This is a genomic window from Bacteroides sp. NSJ-39 (assembly GCF_014287315.1).
GTDB classification, from domain to species: Bacteria; Bacteroidota; Bacteroidia; order Bacteroidales; family Bacteroidaceae; genus Bacteroides; species Bacteroides finegoldii.
This window is the reverse complement of record NZ_JACOOB010000016.1, coordinates 1-24,934: the sequence shown is the minus strand read 5'-3', so window position 1 is coordinate 24,934 and position 24,934 is coordinate 1. Positions and strand designations below refer to the sequence as shown.

Here is a 24,934-nt window from a genome sequence, read left to right as displayed (position 1 = left end):
ATAGGTAGAACGGAACTGCCCATCTGTTTTACTTTTAACTACTTCCCCTCTTTTGCTTTGAATGCCAACGCATACATCCGTATTTGTTTTACCATCGACAGCAAACCGTTGCTACGGGTAGGTGACAAATGTTCCTTCAACCCGATTTTATCTATAAAATAAAGATCGGCATTCAAGATTTCATCAGGAGTATGATCCGACAATACCTTAATCAGCAAAGCTATAATTCCTTTTACAATCAAAGCGTCACTTTCCGCCTTAAATACAATCTTGCCGTCTACATCGTCCGCCTGAAGCCATACCCGGCTCTGACAACCTTCAATCAGATTCTGTTCTGTTTTATATTTTTCATCCAGCGGTTCCTGCTCATTTCCCAAATCAATAAGTAGCTGGTAGCGGTCCATCCAATCATCGAAGTCACTGAACTCTGCAATTACTTCGTCTTGTAATTCATTAATTGACATACTATTTATTTTATTTCTCGTTATAGATTACCTCCAATACAGTCTGACCGACTGCTTTCAATGTATTCTTATCAATGTGATCCATATTATCCGTGAGGGTATGCCAGGTAGGAGTAAATCCACCTTCCGGATCAGAAGCAATGATATCAATTGTCTTGATACGCGCCAACCGGTTAATGAACAAATGATCGTCCGTCACCCCTCCTCCATCTTCATTGATAAACAGATTGCCGTATCCCAGCTTCCGGGCAGCCTTCCAGACCTTCTTATTAACGTCCGGCGCAAACTTCTCGGAATAGGATTCTTTCAGAAAGACCGTATTCTTGCCTCCTACCATATCAAGCAGAATTCCGAAACGGGCATTGTATCCTTGAACATGAGGATTGCGCGCCCAATACTGTGCTCCCAGACACCACGACTCTTCGTTATCCTGATCGTGCGCTCCATAATCTTCCGCATCAAGAAAAATGATGTCGATTCCAAGCTCCGGTTGCTGTTGATGAACCAGACGGGCAATCTCCAGCAAAGCTCCCACCCCGCTTGCTCCGTCATTAGCACCGAGAATAGGTGTTTTATGATTCTTTTTGTCAGGATCATTGTCGGCCCATGGGCGTGTGTCCCAATGTGCGAACAAAGCGATTCTTTTCTTACTTTCCGGCTTATAGGAGCCAATGATGTTTCTAGCCTTCAGCAAAGTACCGTCATAAGCTATCAAATCTGCATACTGATCGGTCACCTGTGCGCCAAACTCCTTCAATTGCTGCGCCAGATAGTTTCCACAAGCTACATGTCCCTTTGTGTTGGGGACACGAGGTCCGAAGTCCACTTGATTCTTTACGTACAAATAAGCGCTGTCCGCATCAAACCGAGGTACATTCACCACTATCTTTTCGCTTTGTTCATTAGTTGTATTCGCTTTGTTGCCTCCTCCGCACGAAAATGCAGACAGTAGCAGAAAAGCAGTCGTCAGTAACATCATAGATTTCTTTTTCATTATCCTCTTATCTATTAAGGTCTCAAAATTAGTTATTTTCATCAGAGTATCACCCGGATGGAATAGATTATTAACATATAAACTTTAATTCCACATTTTTCTTTCCAACGGTGAACTCCACTCTGGCTCCATTGATAAGCGGCAGATTGTGCGCGACATGTCCCACCGGAAAATTAAAACAAACGGGATAATCATACTCTTTCACCAAATCCGCCAAAGCCGCATACAGTTCCTTGCCCAGCGAACGGTCTTCTTCATATTCCGTAAACTGTCCGATGATGAGCCCAGACAATTTTTCGAGCACACCACCCAATTTCAAGTTATACATCATACGCTCAATGGCATGAGGACGTTCGCTCACATCTTCTATAAAGAGCACTGTTCCCGCTGCCGGAATATCGTATGGAGTACCGCGCAAGCCATAAGCCACCGCCATATTTCCGCCCCGCAAAATACCTTCCGCACTGCCCTTCCTGTTCAACTTATGCTTCTCACAAGTATAAACAGGAAGATTGCCCGACAATATATCCTTCAAATAAAGCGAACACAGATCATCCTCCGGTTCCACCGTAAGATGGCGCGCCATCAATGAATGCAACGAAGCATAACCGTTTTTCTGGAACAGGTTATGCAGAGCGGTAATATCACTGAAACCAAGCAGCCATTTCGGATGTTCGCGGAAAGCGGTAAAATCAAGTTTGTCAATCAGGTGAACCGCTCCATACCCGCCCCGGCTGCAAAGGATGGCTTTTACTTTCGGATCGTCCATTGCATCCTGCAAATCACCCAAGCGTTGTTTGACTGTTCCGGCAAACCGGCCGGAAGAGCCACCAGCATGTTTTCCCATAGCGACCTTCAAGCCCCATGACTCCAACCGTTTCTTCGCACCTTTCAAGAACAGCTTATCTATCTTACTGGAAGGTGATACGATGACCACTTTATCGCCTTTCTGCAAAAAGGGAGGAAATTGAATATCCATACTTAATAATCTATTTATGATTCGGTAGATTTACTCATGCAAAAATACACGAAAAAACGATTCTAAGCGCATCTACCCGACAAAACAAACAAAATATAGCAAAATGTTACATCACAAGCGCAACTTTTCGGTTTGGAATCGTTATTTTTTCAATGATTTTTCAGATATTTGCTAAAAATCTAACGTTATGGAACCTATTCGAAATTTCGCTCAACTGACAGCCCATCTTAAAGTACTGAACCGCAGAAAACGTATCGCCGTAGTCTGTGCCAACGACCCCAACACGGAGTACGCCATTTCCCGCGCTTTGGAAGAGGGCATTGCGGAGTTTCTCATGATCGGAGATTCAGCCATTCTGGAGAAATATCCCACACTCAAGCAATATCCCGAATATGTGAAAACCCTTCATATAGAGGACCCCGACGAAGCGGCGCGTGAAGCGGTGCGTATCGTCCGCGAAGGGGGAGCCGATATCCTGATGAAAGGGATTATCAATACGGACAATCTGTTGCACGCCATCCTCGACAAGGAGAAAGGCTTGCTCCCTAAAGGAAAAATCCTGACTCATCTTGCCGTCATGGAGATACCGACGTACGATAAGCTGCTTTTCTTCTCGGATGCAGCCGTCATTCCGCGTCCTACATTACAGCAACGCATTGAAATGATCTGGTATGCCATCTGCACCTGCCGTCATTTCGGGATCGAACAACCGCGCATCTCATTAATACACTGCACCGAAAAGGTCAGTGCCAAATTCCCTCATTCATTGGATTATGTGAATATCGTAGAGCTTGCCGAAGCCGGCGAGTTCGGCAATGTAATTATTGACGGACCATTGGACGTGCGTACTTCCTGCGAACAGGCAAGCGGGGATATCAAAGGAATCGTCTCCCCCATCAACGGGCAGGCAGATGTACTGATTTTCCCGAATATCGAATCAGGGAATGCTTTTTACAAGTCCGTTTCCCTCTTCGCCAAAGCAGAGATGGCGGGATTGTTGCAAGGACCTATCTGCCCGGTAGTTCTTCCTTCGCGCAGTGACTCCGGATTGTCCAAATATTACAGTATAGCTATGGCATGCCTGCAAGTGTCGGGAGACTGTGAATGCAGGAAGCAGGGCACTCAAGTTGCAAGTTCATCCATCTAAATCACACTTAAGCCTCACGATCCATGAAGATTCTAGTTATCAACCCCGGCTCCACGTCCACCAAAATAGCTGTTTATGAGAATGAAACGCCATTGCTAATCCGCAACATAAAACATACGACAGAAGAGTTAGCCGCATTTCCACGTATTATCGATCAGTTTGAATTCCGCAAGAACCTGGTACTGAAAGCGCTGGAGTCCGAAAAGATACCTTTCGACTTTGATGCGATCATCGGACGGGGAGGACTGTTGAAACCGATTCCCGGTGGAGTGTATGAGGTAAACGATGTCATGTTGGACGATATCATCCATGCCATGCGCAATCACGCTTGTAATTTGGGTTGTCTCATAGCTTCCGAACTCAGCCTCTTGCTTCCCGGTTGCCGGGCTTTCATCGCGGATCCGGGCGTTGTTGACGAGCTGGAAGACGTTGCCCGTATCACAGGCTCTCCACTCATGCCGAAAATCACTATCTGGCACGCATTGAACCAACGGGCCATCGCCCGACGCTTCGCTAAAGAGCAGCGCACAAAGTATGAAGATTTAGATCTGATTGTCTGCCATTTAGGTGGAGGGATTTCCGTAGCCGTCCATCGGCACGGAAGAGCGATAGATGCCAACAATGCATTGGACGGCTCCGGTCCTTTCTCCCCCGAACGTGCCGGCACACTGCCTGCCGGGCAGTTGATTGACTTGTGCCACAGCGGCCGGTTCACGAACGACGAACTTAAAAAACGTATTTCCGGACGTGCCGGACTGGCTGCCCATCTGGGAACAACCGACATCCCCACCGTCATACGTTCCATTGAAGCAGGTGACCATCACGCCAAACTGATATTGGATGCCATGATTTACAATATCGCCAAAGAGATAGGAGCTGCCGCTACCGTGCTCTACGGAAAGGCGGACGCCATTCTACTGACAGGCGGTATCGCGCATTCCGATTATGTAATCAGCCGATTGAAAGAACGCATATCATTCATTGCTCCCGTATATGTATATCCCGGAGAAGATGAATTGGAAGCATTAGCCCTCAATGCACTCGGCGCATTACGGGGAGAATTGCCGATACAAGTATATAAGTAAGGTTGCTCCACGCAGAGAATAAGGAATTGACGCGCACAAAACAGTCCCTTTTTATGCACGCGGGTAGTCGTCACCTTACAAGGTGACCAATGTCCCCTTATAAGAAGACAAATGGCACTTTATAGAATGACAAACATCACTTTGCAAAGTGACCACCCAAACAGGCAAAAACAAAATTTCTTAAGATACGAAATTAATATAAGAAAAACAAGAAAAGCGACATTAAAAACCAAGTAAAATCACTCCTTTATAACAGCCGATAAACATCTCAAGCAACAACAAACGGAAAAGCATATTATCCTCGCAGTCTAAACTTTTTTTGAATAAAAGTCCTTTCTAAGAAAAAAATCTCATATATTTGCAACGTGTTAAGTTAATAAATTGATTAAGGTCGATTTTTGACTGTTTCGAATCGGGAAGTATGGGGGTACTTTCCGATTCTCTTTTTTAGCCCGATTCTCTCCCCTTATTCCCTATTCATCGTATAAAAAAAATAGCCCGAAAACTAAGTTTTCGGACTATCCTTACTATTATAAAGCTATTCGCTCTTTACTTCTTTTCCGGTCTTGGCAACAAAACTTTTCTAGAAAGTTTGAATTTACCGGTTTTCGGATCGATATCGATCAACTTCACGTCAATCTCATCACCTTCCTTAATTCCGGCTTCTTCTACAGTCTCAAGACGTTTCCAATCAATTTCGGAGATGTGCAGCAAACCGTCCTTGCCCGGCAAGAATTCGACAAACGCACCATAAGGCATGATAGAACGAACTTTACCTTTATACACTTCGCCTACTTCGGGAACAGCAACGATCGCTTTGATCATACGCATTGCATCATCAATACATTTCTTATTTGTTCCTGAAACCTCGATGCGTCCCATACCATCAATTTCCTCGATAGTAATCACAGCACCTGTCTCTTCCTGCATACCTTGAATAATCTTACCGCCAGGGCCGATCACTGCACCGATAAATTCTTTAGGAATCGTCATTGTCTCGATACGCGGAGCGTGTTCTTTCAGTTCAGCACGCGGCTCGGCAATTGTTTCGGTAATCTTGTTCAGGATGTGCATACGACCTTCTTTTGCCTGATTCAAAGCACGTTCCAGAATTTCGTATGACAGACCGTCTACCTTGATATCCATCTGAGTAGCAGTGATACCATCCTTTGTTCCGGTCACTTTGAAGTCCATATCTCCGAGATGATCCTCATCACCAAGTATATCGGACAATACGGCATATTTTTCTTCACCCGGATTCTTAATCAGTCCCATAGCGATACCTGATACCGGCTTCTTGATCTTCACACCAGCATCCATCAATGCCAATGTACCGGCACATACGGTTGCCATAGAAGAAGAACCGTTAGATTCGAGGATATCAGAAACTACACGTACTACATACGGATAGTCAGCAGGAATCTGTCCTTTCAAAGCACGCCAAGCCAGGTGACCGTGGCCGATTTCGCGACGGCCTACACCACGCTGTGCTTTTGCTTCACCTGTAGAGAAAGGAGGGAAGTTATAATGCAACAGGAAACGTTCTTTTCCGTGTTCCAGAACATCGTCGATAATCTTTTCGTCCATCTTAGTACCCAGCGTAACAGAAGTCAATGACTGAGTCTCGCCACGAGTAAAGATAGCGGATCCGTGAGGACCGGGCAACGGACCAACCTCACACCAGATCGGGCGGATTTCAGTAGTCTTACGGCCATCCAAACGCTTGCCTTCGTCAAGGATGGAACGGCGCATTGCTTCTTTTTCCACATCATGATAGTAACGGTCGATCAGAGGTCCTTTTTCTTCCAACTCTTCTTCAGAGAACTGAGCCTTGAACTCTTCACGGATAGCTTCGAAAGCGTCAAAACGCTCGTGCTTATTGTTATTTCCTGAAGCTGCTACGGCGTAAGCCTTGTCATAACAAGCCTCACGAACTGCCTTACGCAATTCTTCGTCGTTCACTTCGTGACAATATTCACGTTTTACCGTCTTACCTACCGCTTCTGTCAACTCCATCTGAGCCTTGCAATGAATCTTGATGGCTTCGTGAGCCACTTTCATGGCTTCCAGCAATTCAGCCTCAGACACTTCCTGCATTTCGCCTTCCACCATCATGATGTTCTCATAAGTAGCGGCAACCATAAGGTCCATATCTGCTTTTTCGAGTTGTTCAAAAGTCGGGTTGATAACGAACTGACCGTCGATACGTGCCACACGTACTTCAGAGATAGGTCCGTTGAACGGAATATCGGAAACGGCAAGTGCTGCAGAAGCTGCAAGTCCTGCCAACGCATCCGGCATATCTACACCATCAGCCGAGAAGAGGATGATGTTCACATATACCTCTGCATGATAATTATCAGGGAATAAAGGACGAAGAGCACGGTCAACGAGACGGCATGTCAGAATCTCATAGTCAGAAGCTCTACCTTCTCGCTTGGTGAAACCACCCGGGAAACGGCCGAATGCCGCAAATTTTTCTTTGTACTCTACCTGTAAAGGCATGAAATCTGTTCCGGGAACTGCATCTTTAGCGGCACAAACAGTAGCTAATAACATGGTGTTGCCCATGCGTAGCATTACAGAACCGTCTGCCTGTTTTGCCAACTTTCCCGTTTCGAGTGTAATGGTTCTTCCATCCGCCAACTCGATCGTCTTAACAATTGGGTTAATCATAAAAATTGTTTTATCTATACTTTTTCTTTCAAAATTCCTGCAAAGATATACATTTATCGTGGTAATCAGGTGGAAATGAGGTAAAAAGTTAGTTGCAAACCGATTTTTTTTCAAAATTAGGAGAAGAACACAACAAAATGCTTTGACTAATCTCGAAAAGAAGTATATTTGCAACTCGTAAATAACACACGCTATATGAAAAAGATAACTTTTGCAGCACTTGCCACACTTACTATTACAGCTTGTAGTACCGGTCCTAAATTCCAGGTAAACGGGGATGTATCAGGAGCCGACGGCAAAATGCTTTATCTGGAAGCTTCCGGCCTGGAAGGTATTGTTCCGCTCGATTCAGTGAAACTGAAAGGTGAAGGTACATTCAGCTTTAAACAAGCTCGTCCCGAGTCTCCCGAATTTTACCGTCTGCGGATAGACGACAAAGTAATCAATTTTTCTGTAGACTCTATCGAAACGGTTCAGATCAAAGCTCCGTATATGGACTTCTCCACCGATTATACCGTAGAAGGTTCGGAAAACAGCAACAAGATAAAAGAACTGACGCTGAAACAAATCCGTCTCCAGAAAAATGCGGATGACCTGTTGGCTGCACTGCGCGGCAACAAGATAGGACACGATGTCTTTGAGGACAGTCTGGCAACATTGCTCGGTAAATATAAAGAGGACGTGAAAGTGAACTATATCTTCGCAGCTCCCAACACGGCAGCCGCCTATTTCGCACTGTTCCAGAAGCTGAACAATTATCTGATATTCGATCCGTTGAATAATAAAGATGACGTGAAATGTTTTGCAGCCGTAGCGACGAGCCTCAACAACACATTCCCCAATGCCGTACGCTCCAAGAATCTTTATAACATTGTTATTAAAGGTATGAAGAATACACGCCAGCCGCAAGCGAAAGCTTTGGAGATTCCGCAAGACAAAATTGTAGAAACAGGAATTATAGATATCGCGTTGCGTGACGTAAAAGGAAATGTACGTAAGCTGACCGACTTGAAAGGTAAAGTCGTATTACTTGACTTCTCCGTGTTCCAGTCGCCAGCAGGTGCTCCCCATAACCTGATGCTTCGCGAACTATATAATACATACGCATCGCAAGGTCTGGAAATTTACCAGGTATCTCTCGACGCGGACGAGCACTATTGGAAAACATCGGCCGCCAACCTTCCGTGGGTATGCGTACGCGATGGCAACGGAGTATATTCTACGAATGTAGCTGTATATAATGTACGCCAAGTACCGTCCATCTTCCTGATTAATCGCAACAACGAACTGAAACTTCGCGGCGAAGATATCAAAGATTTGGAAGCTGCCGTCAAGTCATTACTCTAAAGTTGTTATAAATTAGCATATTTCATTTAAATATGTTACATAGCAGCTTTTTTAACTTGACACGTATCACTTAAAAGGCTATCTTTGCAAAGAAATAATGAAAAAGAGGGTTCCAACATGACTCATGTTGGAATTCTTTTTTGTTTATATGACCATAAAAAACAATTAAAGGAGGAAAACATCATGGCTTATATGTCAGAAGAAGGTTACAAAAAACTAATGGCGGAACTTAAAGAGCTGGAAACAGTGGAACGCCCGAAGATCTCTGCGGCAATAGCCGAAGCCAGAGATAAAGGAGACTTATCGGAAAATGCAGAATACGATGCCGCCAAAGAAGCGCAAGGTATGTTGGAAATGCGCATCAACAAATTGAAAACGGTGATCGCAGATGCAAAAATCATTGATGAGTCCAAACTCAAAACAGATTCCGTACAGATTTTAAATAAGGTGGAACTGAAGAACGTGAAAAACGGTATGAAAATGACTTATACCATTGTTTCTGAAAGCGAAGCTAACTTGAAGGAAGGCAAGATTTCCGTTAACACTCCGATTGCACAAGGACTGCTTGGCAAGAAGGTAGGTGAAGTTGCAGAAATTACAGTTCCGCAGGGCAAAATTGCATTGGAAGTAGTAAACATATCATTTTAACAAAAAGGCAAGTCTCCGTGTGAGGCTTGCCTTATTTTATCAATAAAAAGTTATGGCAACAATATTCAGCAGAATCATCGCAGGCGAAATCCCCTGCTACAAGGTGGCGGAAAACGAAAAGTTTTTTGCTTTCCTCGATATCAATCCGTTGGTAAAGGGACATACATTGGTAGTGCCCAAACAGGAAGTAGACTATATTTTCGATTTGAGCGATGAAGACCTGGCCGCAATGCACGTATTTGCAAAAAAGGTAGCCCGTGCCATCGAAAAAGCTTTCCCATGCCAAAAAGTGGGCGAAGCAGTTATCGGACTCGAAGTTCCTCACGCTCATATTCATTTAATTCCTATCCAAAAGGAATCGGATATGTTGTTCTCAAATCCGAAATTGAAATTGTCGGATGAAGAATTCAAGTCGATAGCACAAGCAATCAACTCCTCTCTATAAAACATGATGATGACATAAGCAAGAGCGTTCTGTGAAGGACGCTCTTTTTTTGTTCCATGCCTTGAAACAAAGTGTTCCACACCGAGAAACTTTTATCGCTCCTTGCTTTCGGCAACTTCTACCAAATAAACTCCGATACAGATGAAAATAATGGCAAACGTCTGCGTCCAGCTAAAACGGTCTTGTCCCAAAGCAAGGGAGGCAATAGTTGCCACAATCAGAATCAGATAACCATAAATGGCAACCACCGTTGTCTTCAGATATTTCAAACCGACAGGCAACAACATATAACTGATAGTGGTCGGGAAAATCAATACGAACATCAGGATAAGAAAAGGTGTCCAATGGAACGGCATGGAGAATACCGGAGCATCAAATCCCGTAAGGAACGTTACTATTATAGCAGATACAGCAGCACCGGAAAAAGTATAACGCAACATCGTTATTGCTCCGATAGCAGTCAGAATACGCTGACTAAGAATCAGATAAACAGCATATACAACCGAACTTATAAGACAAAGCATATTTCCCGTGAAAGCATCGGACGCCAAATCATCACTTTGCTGGGTTAAAATACAAACCAATGCTCCTATCAGACCGATAGAAATTCCTATTATTTTTTTAGTGGTCGCTTTTTCTTTATAAAAGAATATCATCATGAGAAAAACCCAAATAGGTTGGAGGCTGGTAAAAATGGAACTGGAAACAGGAGTTGTTTTACTCAATCCGGCCAGGTAGAGAAACATAAAGCCATAAAGTCCCAAGGCCCCCAACAGGAAAAGGAGCCATTTATCTTTGGCGGATGATTTCTCCGGAGGCATAAACCACCCGATTACCCAAAAGGCTGCTGCCGCAAACGTGCAACGAAGGGTTGCTCCCGTCAGCGGACTCATCCACAAAGGCAGAAGATACTTCAGAGCATTCATATTTAACCCGCTAAAAACTTTCGAGACGGCCATGCTAAGATTGGCTTCTAGTTTCTTATTCTTCATTTTTTATTTTAATTGGTCGTTAAACAAAAAGGTATGACGGCGCCGGTATGCCCAGAAAAGAGTGACAACAGTAATCAGCAGATTAAAGATAAACGGAAACTCTTGTGATTGGGTATGAAATATCCATTGGAAGAAATCAACGATGAAAGGATAAAATAAGATGGCAAGATAGTTCATCATCATTACAAATGCCAGTGCCAATGTGGCCTTTTCCGGCAATGCGGTATGCGTAGTCTTATCATAAAGCATGGGTTGGATGACACCATAGCCCAACCCCACAAACAGACATCCGGGAATAATCAGCCATTCAAGCGGAGCTATCCAGATGAGCAACAATCCCAATGCCATGAACAGCAAGCTGTATGCTTTGGTACGTTCTTTCAATGTAGCCGCAATCTTATCCAGACAAAATCCCGGAGCCATAATCGCCAGAAAGAAAAGAGAAATCATCAAGCCCGAATTTCCACTTGAGAAATGATGCTTCTCCATCAGGAAAGGCAGATTGAATATCACCGCCAATACGATATAAGTCGTCACTCCGTAGAAGAACATCAATTCTATCAAATGCTTCACATGGATACCATATTTACTACCGCCGGTATCTATCACCGCCCGTTCTTCTTTCGAACTTGCACTATCAGCAGCGGCAACTTCCGGCCGGTCTTTCTTCAGACGACCGATCAACAGAATAGAAATCAGCGGAAGCAAATAGACCAGAAAAGGTAAATGCCAACTGACTTCCGCCAGATAACCGGTGACGGCAGTCGCTATCACCAACGTAAAATTAGTGATTGCTGAACTAAAGCCGAATTGTTTTACCCGGTAAGTTCCGGTAAAATACCTCGACACCAAACCGGTAGACAACGGAATAATCAGCCCAGCCCCGATACCCAGTAAGGCACTTACTACAATCAATTGCCACATCTTATTGGAAACCAGATACAACATACCGCTCACCGCAAAGAGCCAAAGTCCGATTTTCAGGATATGGACAAAGTCGACTTTCTCCGTCAACTTACCACCCAGCAGAATGAAAGGAATAATGAGCAAGGAAGGAAGCGAAGTCAACATCTGGATATCCAAATCCGTAGCTTCCGGAAATATCTTCGTAAGATCGCCCAATATAGGCGAAACGGCCAGTCCCGGCAGAGAAGTCAGTGCCGAAACAGACCAGATGGCAATTAAAGTGATAAGAGGAATCGTTCCTCTTCCCGTCTGTATTTTCATACGCAAATTCGTTAAAAGTTTAGGTTTGATGAGAACAATGCTCATCGCATAAAGTTCAAAACGAATCCCCCCCCTTAATAAACGCCAAATAATGTAAAAGCCGAAAACTTTCAAAACTGCCTGCTGTTGTTGTGGGAAATTCGACGGGGAAAATCCCCATCGCCCTAAACCTTTAAAAAAACAAATTAAGTATGAAAGATTTAAATTTCAGAAAAGGCGATGCTAAAACAGAAGCATTTGGTTCAGACAGAATGTTGCAACCCTCTCCGGTAGAGAGGATACCTGATGGACCTACTACTCCTGAAGTCGCCTATCAGATGGTAAAAGACGAAACATTCGCTCAGACTCAACCGCGCCTGAACCTGGCTACTTTCGTGACTACCTACATGGATGAATATGCTACCAAGCTGATGAACGAAGCCATCAACATTAACTACATTGACGAAACTGAGTATCCGCGTATCGCAGTGATGAACGGTAAATGTATCAACATCGTTGCCAACCTATGGAATTCTCCGGAAAAAGATACTTGGAAAACCGGTGCTCTGGCTATCGGTTCTTCAGAAGCTTGTATGCTGGGTGGTGTGGCTGCTTGGTTGCGCTGGCGTAAGAAAAGACAGGCTCAAGGTAAACCGTTTGATAAACCGAACTTTGTTATTTCTACAGGTTTCCAGGTTGTATGGGAGAAATTTGCACAGTTGTGGCAGATTGAAATGCGTGAAGTGCCTTTGACACTTGACAAAACCACACTCGATCCCGAAGAAGCCTTGAAGATGTGTGATGAGAATACAATTTGTATCGTACCTATCCAGGGTGTTACATGGACTGGACTGAACGATGACGTAGAAGCATTGGACAAAGCACTGGATGCTTACAACGCCAAGACTGGTTATGACATTCCTATCCACGTAGACGCTGCCAGCGGTGGTTTTATCCTTCCGTTCCTTTACCCGGAAACAAAATGGGACTTCCGCCTGAAATGGGTGCTTTCCATCAGTGTATCCGGTCATAAGTTCGGTCTGGTATATCCGGGACTCGGTTGGGTGGTTTGGAAAGGCAAAGAATATCTGCCAGAAGAGATGTCGTTCAGTGTAAATTATCTGGGTGCTAACATCACTCAAGTAGGTTTGAACTTCTCTCGCCCGGCTGCTCAGATTCTGGGACAGTACTACCAGTTCATCCGTTTAGGATTCCAAGGTTACAAAGAAGTACAGTACAACTCTTTACAGATCGCTAAATACATCCATGACGAAATAGCCAAGATGGCTCCGTTCGTCAACTACTCTAACGAAGTGGTAAACCCGTTGTTCATCTGGTATCTGAAACCGGAATATGCAAAGAACGCTAAATGGACTTTGTATGATTTGCAGGATAAACTGTCTCAACACGGTTGGATGGTTCCGGCTTATACATTGCCTTCCAAACTGGAAGATTATGTAGTGATGCGCGTCGTTGTCCGTCAAGGATTCAGCCGCGATATGGCAGATATGTTGCTGGGCGACATCAAGAACGCCATCACAGAACTGGAAAAATTGGATTATCCTACTCCTACCCGCATAGCACAGGAGAAGAATCTTCCGGTAGAAGCTAAAATATTCAACCACGGCGGCCGTCGTAAAACAACTAAAAAATAAAAGATCTATGAATAAAAAAGTAACACTCGCTCAATTGCAAGAAGTGGTACAGGAGGCATACGATCAGGTAAAGACGAACACGGGAGGCAAGAATGCCGACTATATCCCTTACTTGGCCAATGTCAACAAAGATCTCTTTGGAATCAGTGTCTGCCTGCTCAACGGGCAGACCATCCATGTGGGAGATACCGACTACCGCTTCGGAATAGAATCCGTATCCAAAGTACATACGGCTATCCTGGCTCTGCGTCAATATGGCGCTAAGGAAATATTGGACAAGATCGGAGCTGACGCGACAGGCTTGCCTTTCAACTCTATCATCGCCATCTTGCTAGAAAACGACCACCCGTCTACTCCATTGGTAAACGCCGGCGCCATCTCCGCTTGCAGTATGGTGAAACCAATAGGCGACTCTGCCAAGAAATGGGACGCCATCGTAGGAAACATAACCGACTTGTGCGGCAGTGCTCCTCAACTGATAGACGAATTGTATAAGTCCGAATCGGATACTAACTTCAACAACCGTTCCATTGCTTGGCTACTGAAGAACTACAACCGTATCTATGATGATCCGGATATGTCTCTAGACCTTTATACGCGTCAATGTTCATTGGGAGTGACCGCATTGCAGCTTTCCATCGCTGCCGGAACAATCGCCAACGGCGGTGTGAATCCGGTGACCAAGAAAGAAGTGTTCGACGCCAGCTTGTCTCCTAAAATCACAGCCATGATTGCCGCGGTAGGTTTCTACGAACATACCGGCGACTGGATGTATACTTCCGGTATTCCTGCCAAGACAGGTGTAGGAGGTGGTGTGATGGGTGTGTTGCCCGGACAGTTCGGTATCGCAGCATTCGCTCCTCCTTTGGATGGATCGGGTAACTCTGTAAAAGCACAGTTGGCTATCCAGTACATCATGAACAAACTAGGACTGAATGTATTCGGTCAGAATCATATCACGATCGTCGATTAAAAGACTTTCCCGATAAAAAGTGAAGGGTTACTATTGCGCGATAGTAACCTTTTTCTATTACAATCTATTTATCTTACGATGTTAATTAACGAACTTTGAAAGAGATTGCGGGAACATCTCGTACAAAATGTTGTTATAACACTGACTTTAAAATATTTTTCACTTAAAACCTTAACTTATGGCAAATATTAAAAATGCAGTGAAGCTGGGGGTGTTTACCCTCGCTATCATGAACGTTACGGCAGTAGTATCATTACGTGGACTACCGGCCGAGGCCGTATACGGAATGAGTTCGGCCTTTTACTATCTTTTTGCAGCTATTGTCTTTCTTATTCCTACATCGCTCGTCGCAGCAGAATTGGCGGCCATGTTCCAGGATAAACAAGGCGGTGTGTTCCGGTGGGTAGGCGAAGCCTACGGCAAGAAACTGGGATTCCTCGCCATTTGGGTACAATGGATTGAAAGTACAATCTGGTATCCCACAGTACTAACATTCGGTGCCGTATCCATCGCCTTCATCGGAATGAATGACGTACATGATATGTCACTGGCAAACAACAAGTATTACACGCTTGTCGTCGTACTTATCATCTATTGGCTGGCAACATTCATTTCCCTGAAAGGTATGAGCTGGGTTGGTAAAGTGGCTAAAATCGGCGGTTTGGTCGGTACGATTATTCCGGCCGGATTGTTGATTATCCTAGGTATCATTTATCTCGCAACAGGCGGACACTCTAACATGAATTTCGACAGCAGCTTCTTTCCCGACTTTACCAATTTCGACAATGTCGTTCTAGCCGCCAGTATCTTCTTGTTCTATGCCGGTATGGAAATGGGCGGTATCCACGTGAAAGATGTAGATAATCCATCCAAGAACTACCCGAAAGCAGTATTTATCGGTGCGCTTATCACCGTTCTTATCTTTGTGCTAGGTACTTTCGCACTTGGTGTTATCATCCCCGCAAATGATATTAACCTGACTCAGAGCTTACTTGTCGGTTTTGACAACTACTTCAAGTATATCCATGCTTCCTGGTTATCACCGATCATTGCCATCGCCCTTGCCTTCGGTGTATTGGCAGGTGTATTGACATGGGTTGCCGGTCCGTCAAAAGGTATCTTTGCCGTAGGTAAAGCCGGTTATATGCCTCCGTTCTTCCAGAAAACAAACAAACTGGGTGTACAGAAAAACATTCTGTTCGTGCAGGGTATAGCAGTAACTGTATTAAGTCTGTTGTTTGTGGTAATGCCTTCTGTACAGAGTTTCTACCAGATCCTGTCTCAGCTGACAGTGATTCTTTATCTTATCATGTACCTGTTGATGTTCTCCGGAGCAATCGCACTTCGTTATAAGATGAAAAAACTGAACCGCCCGTTCCGTATCGGTAAGAGTGGCAACGGTTTGATGTGGTTCGTCGGCGGACTCGGTTTCTGCGGATCATTGCTTGCCTTTATCCTTAGCTTTATCCCGCCCAGCCAGATTTCTACAGGTAGCAACACTGTATGGTTCTCCGTACTGATTATCGGTGCTATCATTGTCGTTGTTGCTCCATTCATCATCTATGCAGCAAAGAAACCGTCTTGGGTAGACCCGAATTCCAATTTCGAACCGTTCCATTGGGAAATACAGCCTCAAACTGCGAATGTAGCTGCCGGTAGTGCCAGTACGACAACTTCCAATGCGACAACTTCTGATGCAACAGCTTCCGGTGCTACTCCGTCAGGAAGTTCTAAGGTTTCAAGCGGAAGTGCAACCCCTAATAATACATCTCCGGAAACCGGAAATACCAAAAAGGAGATACCTAAGTAAAAGGTAAAGGTATATCTCTGTATATAAAAAGTAATCCCGTATCGGCTATTCAGGTAGTTGATACGGGATATATATTTGCAAAAAATACAACTATTATTCTCCATATCAGAAATTGGCGAAAATTTCTTCCAAAGTTATTGCGGTATTAAAAAATATACTTATCTTTGCACCCGCAAACAAGAAAGGTGTCATAGCTCAGTTGGTAGAGCAAAGGACTGAAAATCCTTGTGTCCCCGGTTCGATTCCTGGTGACACCACTTCTTAAGCAATCGGAATGTAGCGCAGTTGGTAGCGCACTACGTTCGGGACGTAGGGGTCGGGCGTTCGAGTCGCCTCATTCCGACAATCAAAGGGGTAGCTTTCTGTTTTTCAGTAAGTTGCCCCTTTGTTTTTTTAAACACCAACCTATTATATCATGAAAAACAGATCTTTTATCTTTACAGCAGTAGTAGCTTCTCTTTTGTGCGTCAGTTGTGCAAAGCCCCAAACCACTCTTTCAGAGAACGAACGACCGTTCAATCCACCTATTATGGGATGGAGTTCGTGGAACGCCTTTCTGGTAGACATCAGCGAAGACATTATTAAACATCAGGCCGACCTCATGGTGGAGAAAGGATTGAAAGATGCAGGCTATCAGTACATCAATGTAGATGACGGATACTTCGGCAAAAGGGATGAAAACGGAGTCATGCAAGCAAACGAGAAACGTTTCCCTAATGGCATGAAACCTGTGGCAGACCATATACACAGTTTGGGAATGAAGGCGGGACTCTATACGGATGCAGGGACTAGAACGTGCGGCTCTCTCTGGAACAAGGACTCTATAGGAATAGGAGCTGGTATCTACGGCCACGAACCGCAAGACGCCCAATTATACTTCGGCGACTGGGGCTTCGATTTCATCAAAATAGATTATTGCGGTGGAGAAGTGCTAGGACTGGATGAGAAAGAACGATATACCTCTATCCGCAACAGCATAGATAAAGTGAATAAAAATGTTTCCATAAACATCTGCCGATGGGCTTACCCCGGCACTTGGGCCAAAGACGCAGCAACTTCCTGGCGTATCAGCGGTGATATCAATGCACATTGGAATTCATTAAAATATGTAGTCGGGAAGAACCTCTACCTGTCTGCCTATGCCGGAAACGGACATTATAACGACATGGATATGATGGTGGTCGGATTCCGCAACAATAGCAGAGTAGGCGGCAACGGTCTTACTCCGACCGAAGAGGAAGCCCATTTCGGCCTATGGTGTATCATGAGCTCTCCGTTACTCATCGGATGCGACTTGGAAAAAATGCCGGATTCTTCGCTCGAATTACTGAAAAATAAGGAATTAATCGCACTCAACCAAGATCCTTTGGGATTACAGGCATACGTAGCACAACATGAGAACGAAGGATACGTATTGGTGAAAGATATCGAGCAGAAACGTGGCAATGTGCGTGCCATAGCATTGTACAACCCATCCGACACCGTATGTAGGTTCTCCGTTCCATTCTCTTCTTTGGAATTCGGTGGAAATGTGAAAGTGCGTGATTTAGTAAGACACAGTGATTTAGGCAGTTTTTCCGGTATTTTTGAGCAAACGCTCCCTGCCCACAGTGCCATGTTCCTCCGCATGGAAGGTGAGGCACGCCTGGAACCGACCTTGTATGAAGCGGAATGGGCTTACCTGCCTCTTTTCAATGACTTAGGCAAAAACGCCAAAGGTATCCAGTATGCTTATGACAAAGAAGCCTCCGGCAAAATGAAAGTTGGATTTCTTGGTGGAAAACCGGAGAACTATGCCGAATGGCGCGAAGTATATAGTGAAGACGGCGGACGTTATAATATGACCATCCACTATTCACACGGAAAAGGACGGCAGATAGAGGTAGATGTCAACGGTATCATCACAAAAATCAGCTCTTTGGGAGAGGACGATAATCACAGCCAAATCTCAATCCCGGTAGAACTGAAAGCTGGTTACAATACCATTCGGATCGGCAACAGCTACGATTGGGCACCAGACATAGACTGCTTTACATTGACAAAGACATTATAAATTGCAATAGCAATAAATAGAAAAAGTGCAAAAAAGGAGGAGCTAAGATCACTCTCCACTCCTCCCGTCACGACAAACAACTAAAATTATTCACTATTTGATGCCATCCAATGCTCTTTTAGCAGTAGCATTAGCGGGGTCTATAGCCAGAATTTTACTCCAGTAGTCCCTAGACGTCTCCTTGTTCGCTTTCGCTTCGGCCTTCAATGCCGGATTCTCGATAGCCAACAAATAATAATAGCCCAGATAGCTGTAGCACTCAACCAAGGCAGCATTGTAACGAGGATCATTTTTACTTTCCAATAAAGTAGCCACTTCCTCATAGAAAGGTTTAGCCAATCCTAAAGTAGTCTCGGGGTCAAGTGCGGAATTGGCACGTGCTCTCCAGAAATTACCCAGATAGCTATCCGGTGCTGCCACTGCGATAGCTTGGAAAACAGAATCGGCAGACGCCAAAGCCTGTTTACGCTCTTCGACAGTGATTGTCAATGAATCAGATTGCGTACCCGCTCCATAATAAAGTCTGCCAAACTGGAACTGTAAGTCCGGAGTCTGTTTTTCCTTATCAAGAGATGCATAATATTTCCGGTAAGCACTGATCGCCTTTTTATAATCATTCTTCCGCTCGTAAGCAGCAGAGATGTTTTTGTATAAGTTCGTATTGGAGGGATCCAATTGAACCGCCTTTTCATATTGTATCACAGCTTCATCATACTTTTTCAAATCTTCCAGCAGATGTCCGTAATACATATAATCCAAATAAGAATAATCGGCTTTATCGGTTTCATTAAAGAAAATATCCGCAGCTTTCATCGCTTCGTCAAAACGCTTCAAGTCGGTATAATTATACATTGCCAGGCGGTTGAACGCAGCATGGCGGGGATTCTTTTGCAGTCCCATGTTGGCTACTTCAAGCGACTTCTCGAAATCATGGTTCAAGAATAAAGCAAACGCATACTTCACTAAATCCTCCTCAGTAGCTACCGGTCCCATAGCAAAACGCGAATAAGCATCCGCAGCTTTGCTGAAATCATTCTTCAAATAATAAATCTCGGCCAGCTTCTTGTCTACACCGGTGTTAGACGGTTGCAAAGCTTTCAGTTGATTCAGCTTTTCGATAGCAAGACTCGAATTTGCCATCTTATAGATATCTGCAAATTTCAGATAAGCCTCCGCACAGCGCGGATTAAAGTAAATGGCTTCCTCATATTTTTGAGAAGCAAGACCGGCATTCTTCTGTTTGAGGGCAATATCTCCCTCCAATACGGCCGCATCAGCCGATTTGCCGTTTGCTTTTTTGGCAAGAGCCACATATTGCTGAGCTTCCGGTATTTTGCCAGCTTCCAGATAAGCCTCGCCGATAGCCAGCAACAGCTCTATATTCTTTTTATTCTTGCCTTTTATCATTTGTTCAGCCTCTTCGGCCGCTTGTGCCGGATTCGCCTGAATAGTTTCTTTCAATTTTGCAACACCCGCTTTCCATTCGGAGGCAGGAGTTTGTGCATAGAGCGACCCAACTGCTATAAACGCTCCAGCTAAAAACATTTGTACTCGTTTCATGATAGTCTCTAATTTTAGTTATTATTCGCCATTCACATGGACTACACGTATCGGCTGAGTAGCCGGGACAAGTCCGGATTTTAATATGATGCGCTGCCCCTTGTCGGAGGTCATAAAAGAAGTGAATCCCCAAGGCAGCCCGTTGCGAGGATCATTCAGAATTGCATAAATCGGCCGTGCCAATGGATAATTGCCATAATACAAATAAGCCTGATAAGGTTTATAGCTGTTTCCGGGAGTCGCCACATCTTCGGCACTCACCGCCATCACCCTGATTTCCTCCCTGAAAGAGAGATTGGTAGTATCACTGCGGTTTCCCAGCCAGTTCACACCTATCACACCTATCGCATCAGGATTCTGCACTACATAATTTATCACCTGCTGATTTGTCCTCAAAGCACTCACATTTCCTTCCGCCAACGGTTTTCCGTTGCAGATCGAATCCATCGCAAAGCGCACTGTACTGGAGTTCTTATTGTCGAACACCACCCGAATACCTTTCAGACGGGAACCCGGATTTACCTGTTTCCAATCTTTCATTTCTCCCGTCAAGATACGGCGGAAATCGCGCACACTCAACAATGAATCCGGATTCTCCCGGTTCACAATCAGTGCCAGTCCATCCGTAGCCAGCTTAATCTCACGAGGATAAAACTTACGGCTGTGAAACGAATTCATTTCTTCCTCAGTCAGTGTCCGGGTTGCGATTGCCAACCGGACACTGTCTTTCAGAAGTAAATTAATCGCCTCTACTTCAGTAGTGTAGCGAGGAACAATTCCGGTCAAAGGATACAAACTCTCAAACACATCGATTTCTTCCTGCACAATGGGTTCGAAACTTTCATCCGCTGCAATAGCTATCACCCCGGACGAATACGTATCCGTCGGTCCGTCTTTCGATTTAGAACGGCAAGCACTTAATGCCGCCAGCAAAACGATTCCTATCAGCCAAAATTGTCTTTTCATCATCTTTTTATTGTAATCTGAACATTACCGGAACTGTAAACTTCACACGCACCGCCTTACCGTTCTGCTTGCCCGGAATCCACTTCGGCATACTCTTTACCACACGTACGGCTTCCTTATCCAGATAAGGATCTACACCACGTGCCACACGCACATCCGAAATAGTACCGTCGCGCTCTACGACAAACTGAATGATAACACGTCCTTGTGTTCCGTTCTCCTGTGCAATGGTAGGATATTTGATGTTTTTTCCCAGATAAACCATCAATTCCTGCATTCCGCCCGGGAAGGCAGGCATCTGTTCTACCATATCGAACACTTTTTCCGGTTCCGGCTCAGCCTGTGTTACTACCTGCTTCAAGTCAGCGATATCCGCACCATTCTCTTCATCATTACCTTTCACATCGGCAATGGAGATCGCTACTTTAGTAGAAGTCAACTCTTCCTGACTCTTGATCTCATTATCCTCGTGCACCTCTTCATCCTTCTTGATGACGGGAGCCGTAAACTTAATAGAACTCTTCAATGCAGGGGGTGGAGGAGCTACGGGTTCTACCCGCTTCATCTCTTCCTGCTTGATTTCCGGTTCTTCCAATTTCGACAGAGTAGTAACCTCCGTCATCACTTCCTTTTGTTTCGGAGTTGCCAACTTGAGCAACGTAGGAATCGTAAACCCGGTCAATGCGATGACCAATACGGCAAACATTGCCAGATTATGCCGTTTTGTCGAATTAGCACGCATCTTATAGGCACCATACGCCTGATTCTTGCCTTCAAAAATCAGTTGACACCATTCCGAAGAAGTCAAATCTATTTTTGCCATTTTACTTTTCTGTTTTAGGTGTTACATCATTTATCGGCCAGATTCTGTGACAAGGCACCCTTCTCATCGAAATTCTTCATCAAGAATTCGTCTGCTTCGGCAATGTCCGTAATCACATACTTACCTATATTACATATCTGCATCTCGTCCAGCGCGTCAATCAGATTCTTATAAGAAGCGTCATCCGTCGCCTTGATAATCACGGTCGGCGTATCTTTTCCGCTCTTAATTTCGGAAACCTGTTTCCGGTATTCCTCTTCTGAAATCTTAAGGTCCAGCTTCTGCTGCTTCAAAGCCCTCACCTTGTTCACGGCAGCCGCATTCTTCTGAAGAAGTATGGAACGTATTCCATCCGGTGTGTAACTTGTCTCTTTCAGCGAAGTGTAATCCTTATAGTTCGGTTCACCCTCGTAGTAATAGAGCTTATTGTCCGCTCCCAGCAGCAATGTGATTGCCTGCGAAGCCTTCACCATACTCTTCTGTTGTTCTGTTATACTCTTATCATTACTCGGCATGCTTATCTCCATCGTCTGAGGCTTGCTCAGGGTGGTACAAAGCATAAAGAAAGTAATCAGCAACATATTCATATCCACCATCGGAGTGAAATCCACCCGCACGGCAAACTTTTTCTGTTTGCTCTTTCCATTTTTTCCGCCGCTCTCTTGTACTTCAGCACTCATACTGTTTTCCTCCTTTCTATTCTTCAGATTCCCCTTTGAGAGAAGTAATCAGGTTGTACCGGTTCTCTCTCAAATCCTGAAGTGAGTTCATAACGTTCTTTATCACCGAGTATGGAGTAGATGCATCCGCCTTGATAGCGATTCGCAAATCAGCGTTGGCTGCACGCGCATTGCGTACCCATGCCTTAAACTGGTTGTCGGTACTATCACATGGAATTCCTTCGTTTTTAAGAATCTTATCCCGTTGTTCTTCAGGAAGATCGAGGAATTTCTGCATACTTCTGATAGGCACTCCGAAAGTGGAAGCTAACGTAAACCGCTTCTGCTGTTCCGGAGTAAACTTAATACCATACTCTTCACCCATGCTCTCCAAAACAGCCTGCATATCCTGCTGTTTGTCGAGGCTCATAAATATCTTTCCGCTAGGATCTACCAGAATCTGGAGCACGTTTGTCTCCGGAATCTTGATTTCCGATACGGAAGCCGGAGTGTTTACTTGCACCGGTTCTTTCTTCACGAATGTTGAAGTCAACATAAAGAAGGTAAGAAGCAATACAGTAACGTCACTCATAGCGGTCATATCTATGAACGTACTTTTCTTTTTAATTTGCGCTCTACCCATGATTTATAGATTTTAAAGGGTCCGCAGAATTAGTGAGTAGCGGCAAAAGTTTGCACGATAGAGAATCCGACTTCGTCGAGACCGTAAGTCAGTTTATCAATTTTGTTAGTGTAATAGTTGTAGGAAATAACAGCCAATGCACCGGTCAAGATACCGAAAGCAGTGTTAATCAAGGCTTCGGAAATACCTTGTGACAGAGCCATAGAGTCAGCACCACCACCTGCGGACAAAGCGGCAAACGAACGGATCATACCGATTACAGTACCGAGCAGTCCCATCAATGTACCCAATGTAGTGATTGTGGCAATAATCGGAAGATTCTGTTGCATCATAGGCATTTCCAATGCAGTAGCTTCTTCCAGCTCTTTCTGGATTGCCAACAACTTCTGCTCCTTAGACAAAGCAGTATTCTTCTCCATTTCGTCATATTTACGAAGAGTAGAAGTAACCACATTAGCTACCGAACCTCTCTGATTATCACAGATTTCCTGCGCTTTCTTAATATCCCCCTCAGCCAATGCAGCTTTGATATTAGCAACGAATTTAGCTAAAGAACCTTTTCCGAAAGCAGAGCGGAGAGCAAAATAGCGTTCGATACTCAATGCAAGTACAGTCAACAGCAGTGTCTGAATGACAGGCACGATAATACCACCTTTGTAAATGGTACCCAAAAAGTTTCCTGGCAACGGGTGATTGTTCGGATCATTGTTCATAAAGTTTGACGGATTTCCCAACAGGAAATGATAAATACATACTGCCAGAATAAAACAGCAGATAATAACGATACCGGCATTCTTTATACCTACGACATGAGTTTTTTTAGTAGTTTCCATAATAAGTTTTTTGTTAAGATATTAATTTTAGTTATTTAGAAAAAAAATGTCAATAGAATTAGACACACTGCGCTATAGACCCGGTAACTTTTTTAGATACAAAAAGCCACACAGTTCATACAGGGTATGAAAAGTAAATTACTAATTGAAGTGAGGGGAATAAATACTAAATAAGGATACGTCTCAGAGCGAACACATAATAGTCGCTGCAGATAATGGAATAATGAGGATCCTTATCCGAATAATAGGATTTACTTTGATCTAATACCAGTGAGTTTTCTCTCAACAAGAAAAACTTATTAATAATGTCTTTCAAAGAGTCATTAATTTCAATGATTCTACGCAGACGATAATTAGAATTCGTTTCGGAAACAGGCTTAAAGCCCAATTCTACATCAGAAATGGATAAAGACTGTGTGTTATCATAATCCACATGATGACCACCTACAGAAGGACGATGATTCGTATTGTCTGAAGATGATTCAGAGAACTGACAAGTCGATTCACAACTAGATATGCAAGTAGAGAAATCCGTAGCATTTCCACTTATGCTAAAAGATAGCATCAGCAGAACACAAGCCAATATGAATCTCGGAGAACTTTTCATTATATCTTAGTTGTTATTTATTAGTCTCACCTAATTCGGTCGCAAATATAGTCATTAAATTGATTAAGTTTATCATCATTCACATCATTTAAACTATAAATCTTAATCATACTATTAGAACAAGTCAGAAAAGATTTTGTTTCCAAAGAAAGCCATTTATTATCTTAAAAAAAGATTTATAGCAATCATTTTCAGAAGTGGCGGAAAACAGAAAGCCCCTTGATTCGTTGCTGAATCAAGGGGCTTCTTAAAAAACGGCGGCTACCTACTCTCCCACTGTTACGCAGTACCATCGGCGTGACGAGGCTTAACTTCTCTGTTCGGAATGGGAAGAGGTGGAACCCTCGTGCTATAACCACCTGAATAAAT

Annotated in this window: 22 protein-coding genes, 2 tRNA genes and 1 rRNA gene; 11 read left to right on the top strand and 14 right to left on the bottom strand. The window is 44.1% G+C overall.

Annotation, left to right across the window (positions count from 1 at the left end; genetic code table 11):
- Positions 1 to 38: 38 nt before the first annotated feature.
- The 3 genes from H8S63_RS15660 to H8S63_RS15650 form a co-directional block, all read right to left on the bottom strand.
- Positions 39 to 464: a SufE family protein gene (locus tag H8S63_RS15660; protein WP_007756730.1), complete on the bottom strand. Its 426-nt coding sequence runs from the start codon at positions 462 to 464 to the stop codon at positions 39 to 41.
- 10 nt (positions 465 to 474) lie between these two features.
- Positions 475 to 1,458, bottom strand: coding sequence for a M28 family peptidase (locus H8S63_RS15655; protein ID WP_186927325.1), 984 nt, complete (start codon positions 1,456 to 1,458; stop codon positions 475 to 477).
- 70 nt (positions 1,459 to 1,528) lie between these two features.
- A complete protein-coding gene (locus tag H8S63_RS15650; RefSeq protein WP_186927324.1) occupies positions 1,529 to 2,437 on the bottom strand; it encodes an LD-carboxypeptidase in 909 nt (302 codons plus the stop codon).
- Positions 2,438 to 2,624: 187 nt separating this feature from the next.
- Here H8S63_RS15650 and H8S63_RS15645 point away from each other — a divergent pair, with 187 nt between their 5' ends.
- Both H8S63_RS15645 and buk read left to right on the top strand, forming a co-directional pair.
- A complete protein-coding gene (locus H8S63_RS15645) occupies positions 2,625 to 3,584 on the top strand; it encodes a phosphate acyltransferase (RefSeq protein ID WP_007756724.1) in 960 nt (319 codons plus the stop codon).
- Positions 3,585 to 3,607: 23 nt separating this feature from the next.
- On the top strand, positions 3,608 to 4,669 hold the full coding sequence (gene buk, locus H8S63_RS15640) for a butyrate kinase (protein WP_055279229.1): 1,062 nt from the start codon (positions 3,608 to 3,610) through the stop codon (positions 4,667 to 4,669).
- A gap of 549 nt (positions 4,670 to 5,218) precedes the next feature.
- Here buk and pnp read toward each other — a convergent pair.
- The gene (pnp, locus tag H8S63_RS15635; protein WP_007756721.1) at positions 5,219 to 7,345 is read right to left on the bottom strand and encodes a polyribonucleotide nucleotidyltransferase; all 2,127 of its coding nucleotides are present in this window, start codon (positions 7,343 to 7,345) and stop codon (positions 5,219 to 5,221) included.
- A gap of 195 nt (positions 7,346 to 7,540) precedes the next feature.
- On the opposite strand from pnp, the gene H8S63_RS15630 reads away from it, so the two are divergent.
- The 3 genes from H8S63_RS15630 to H8S63_RS15620 all read left to right on the top strand — a co-directional run bounded on the left by H8S63_RS15630 (position 7,541) and on the right by H8S63_RS15620 (position 9,785).
- Positions 7,541 to 8,692: a DUF4369 domain-containing protein gene (locus H8S63_RS15630; RefSeq protein ID WP_186927323.1), complete on the top strand. Its 1,152-nt coding sequence runs from the start codon at positions 7,541 to 7,543 to the stop codon at positions 8,690 to 8,692.
- Between the two features lie 183 nt (positions 8,693 to 8,875).
- Positions 8,876 to 9,340, top strand: coding sequence for a transcription elongation factor GreA (gene greA / locus H8S63_RS15625; RefSeq protein WP_007756719.1), 465 nt, complete (start codon positions 8,876 to 8,878; stop codon positions 9,338 to 9,340).
- Positions 9,341 to 9,392: 52 nt separating this feature from the next.
- Positions 9,393 to 9,785, top strand: a complete 393-nt coding sequence (locus H8S63_RS15620) for an HIT family protein (protein ID WP_007756718.1) — start codon at positions 9,393 to 9,395, stop codon at positions 9,783 to 9,785.
- 92 nt (positions 9,786 to 9,877) lie between these two features.
- Here the strand turns inward: H8S63_RS15620 and H8S63_RS15615 are convergent, their stop codons facing one another.
- The gene (locus H8S63_RS15615; protein WP_186927322.1) at positions 9,878 to 10,777 is read right to left on the bottom strand and encodes a DMT family transporter; all 900 of its coding nucleotides are present in this window, start codon (positions 10,775 to 10,777) and stop codon (positions 9,878 to 9,880) included.
- 3 nt (positions 10,778 to 10,780) lie between these two features.
- Positions 10,781 to 12,004, bottom strand: coding sequence for an MFS transporter (locus H8S63_RS15610; protein WP_186927321.1), 1,224 nt, complete (start codon positions 12,002 to 12,004; stop codon positions 10,781 to 10,783).
- A 191-nt stretch (positions 12,005 to 12,195) separates the two neighbouring features.
- On the opposite strand from H8S63_RS15610, the gene H8S63_RS15605 reads away from it, so the two are divergent.
- The 6 genes from H8S63_RS15605 to H8S63_RS15580 all read left to right on the top strand — a co-directional run bounded on the left by H8S63_RS15605 (position 12,196) and on the right by H8S63_RS15580 (position 18,474).
- The gene (locus H8S63_RS15605; protein WP_186927320.1) at positions 12,196 to 13,638 is read left to right on the top strand and encodes a glutamate decarboxylase; all 1,443 of its coding nucleotides are present in this window, start codon (positions 12,196 to 12,198) and stop codon (positions 13,636 to 13,638) included.
- Positions 13,639 to 13,645: 7 nt separating this feature from the next.
- The gene (gene glsA, locus H8S63_RS15600; RefSeq protein WP_007767643.1) at positions 13,646 to 14,611 is read left to right on the top strand and encodes a glutaminase A; all 966 of its coding nucleotides are present in this window, start codon (positions 13,646 to 13,648) and stop codon (positions 14,609 to 14,611) included.
- A gap of 178 nt (positions 14,612 to 14,789) precedes the next feature.
- Complete coding sequence (gene gadC, locus H8S63_RS15595; RefSeq protein ID WP_186927319.1) at positions 14,790 to 16,421, top strand: putative glutamine/gamma-aminobutyrate antiporter GadC; 1,632 nt, start codon at positions 14,790 to 14,792, stop codon at positions 16,419 to 16,421.
- A 184-nt stretch (positions 16,422 to 16,605) separates the two neighbouring features.
- Positions 16,606 to 16,678 (top strand) — tRNA-Phe (locus H8S63_RS15590).
- Positions 16,679 to 16,691: 13 nt separating this feature from the next.
- Positions 16,692 to 16,764 (top strand) — tRNA-Pro (locus H8S63_RS15585).
- 72 nt (positions 16,765 to 16,836) lie between these two features.
- On the top strand, positions 16,837 to 18,474 hold the full coding sequence (locus H8S63_RS15580) for an alpha-galactosidase (protein WP_186927318.1): 1,638 nt from the start codon (positions 16,837 to 16,839) through the stop codon (positions 18,472 to 18,474).
- Between the two features lie 93 nt (positions 18,475 to 18,567).
- Here the strand turns inward: H8S63_RS15580 and H8S63_RS15575 are convergent, their stop codons facing one another.
- From H8S63_RS15575 to rrf, 8 genes are all read right to left on the bottom strand, one after another.
- Positions 18,568 to 20,034: a lipopolysaccharide assembly protein LapB gene (locus H8S63_RS15575; RefSeq protein ID WP_186927317.1), complete on the bottom strand. Its 1,467-nt coding sequence runs from the start codon at positions 20,032 to 20,034 to the stop codon at positions 18,568 to 18,570.
- A 21-nt stretch (positions 20,035 to 20,055) separates the two neighbouring features.
- Positions 20,056 to 21,003 carry a PstS family phosphate ABC transporter substrate-binding protein gene (locus H8S63_RS15570; RefSeq protein WP_186927316.1) on the bottom strand — a complete coding sequence of 316 codons (948 nt, stop codon included), beginning with the start codon at positions 21,001 to 21,003 and terminating at the stop codon, positions 20,056 to 20,058.
- A 4-nt stretch (positions 21,004 to 21,007) separates the two neighbouring features.
- Positions 21,008 to 21,823 carry an energy transducer TonB gene (locus H8S63_RS15565; RefSeq protein WP_186927315.1) on the bottom strand — a complete coding sequence of 272 codons (816 nt, stop codon included), beginning with the start codon at positions 21,821 to 21,823 and terminating at the stop codon, positions 21,008 to 21,010.
- A gap of 26 nt (positions 21,824 to 21,849) precedes the next feature.
- Positions 21,850 to 22,503 carry a biopolymer transporter ExbD gene (locus H8S63_RS15560; RefSeq protein WP_186927314.1) on the bottom strand — a complete coding sequence of 218 codons (654 nt, stop codon included), beginning with the start codon at positions 22,501 to 22,503 and terminating at the stop codon, positions 21,850 to 21,852.
- 16 nt (positions 22,504 to 22,519) lie between these two features.
- The gene (locus tag H8S63_RS15555; protein WP_007767754.1) at positions 22,520 to 23,125 is read right to left on the bottom strand and encodes a biopolymer transporter ExbD; all 606 of its coding nucleotides are present in this window, start codon (positions 23,123 to 23,125) and stop codon (positions 22,520 to 22,522) included.
- Positions 23,126 to 23,154: 29 nt separating this feature from the next.
- Entirely contained in the window at positions 23,155 to 23,958 is an 804-nt protein-coding gene (locus H8S63_RS15550; RefSeq protein ID WP_007758104.1) for a MotA/TolQ/ExbB proton channel family protein, read from the bottom strand.
- A 166-nt stretch (positions 23,959 to 24,124) separates the two neighbouring features.
- The gene (locus H8S63_RS15545; RefSeq protein ID WP_186927313.1) at positions 24,125 to 24,565 is read right to left on the bottom strand and encodes a hypothetical protein; all 441 of its coding nucleotides are present in this window, start codon (positions 24,563 to 24,565) and stop codon (positions 24,125 to 24,127) included.
- Between the two features lie 252 nt (positions 24,566 to 24,817).
- Positions 24,818 to 24,928: ribosomal RNA gene (rrf, locus tag H8S63_RS15540) — 5S ribosomal RNA — on the bottom strand.
- Between the last annotated feature and the right edge of the window lie 6 nt (positions 24,929 to 24,934).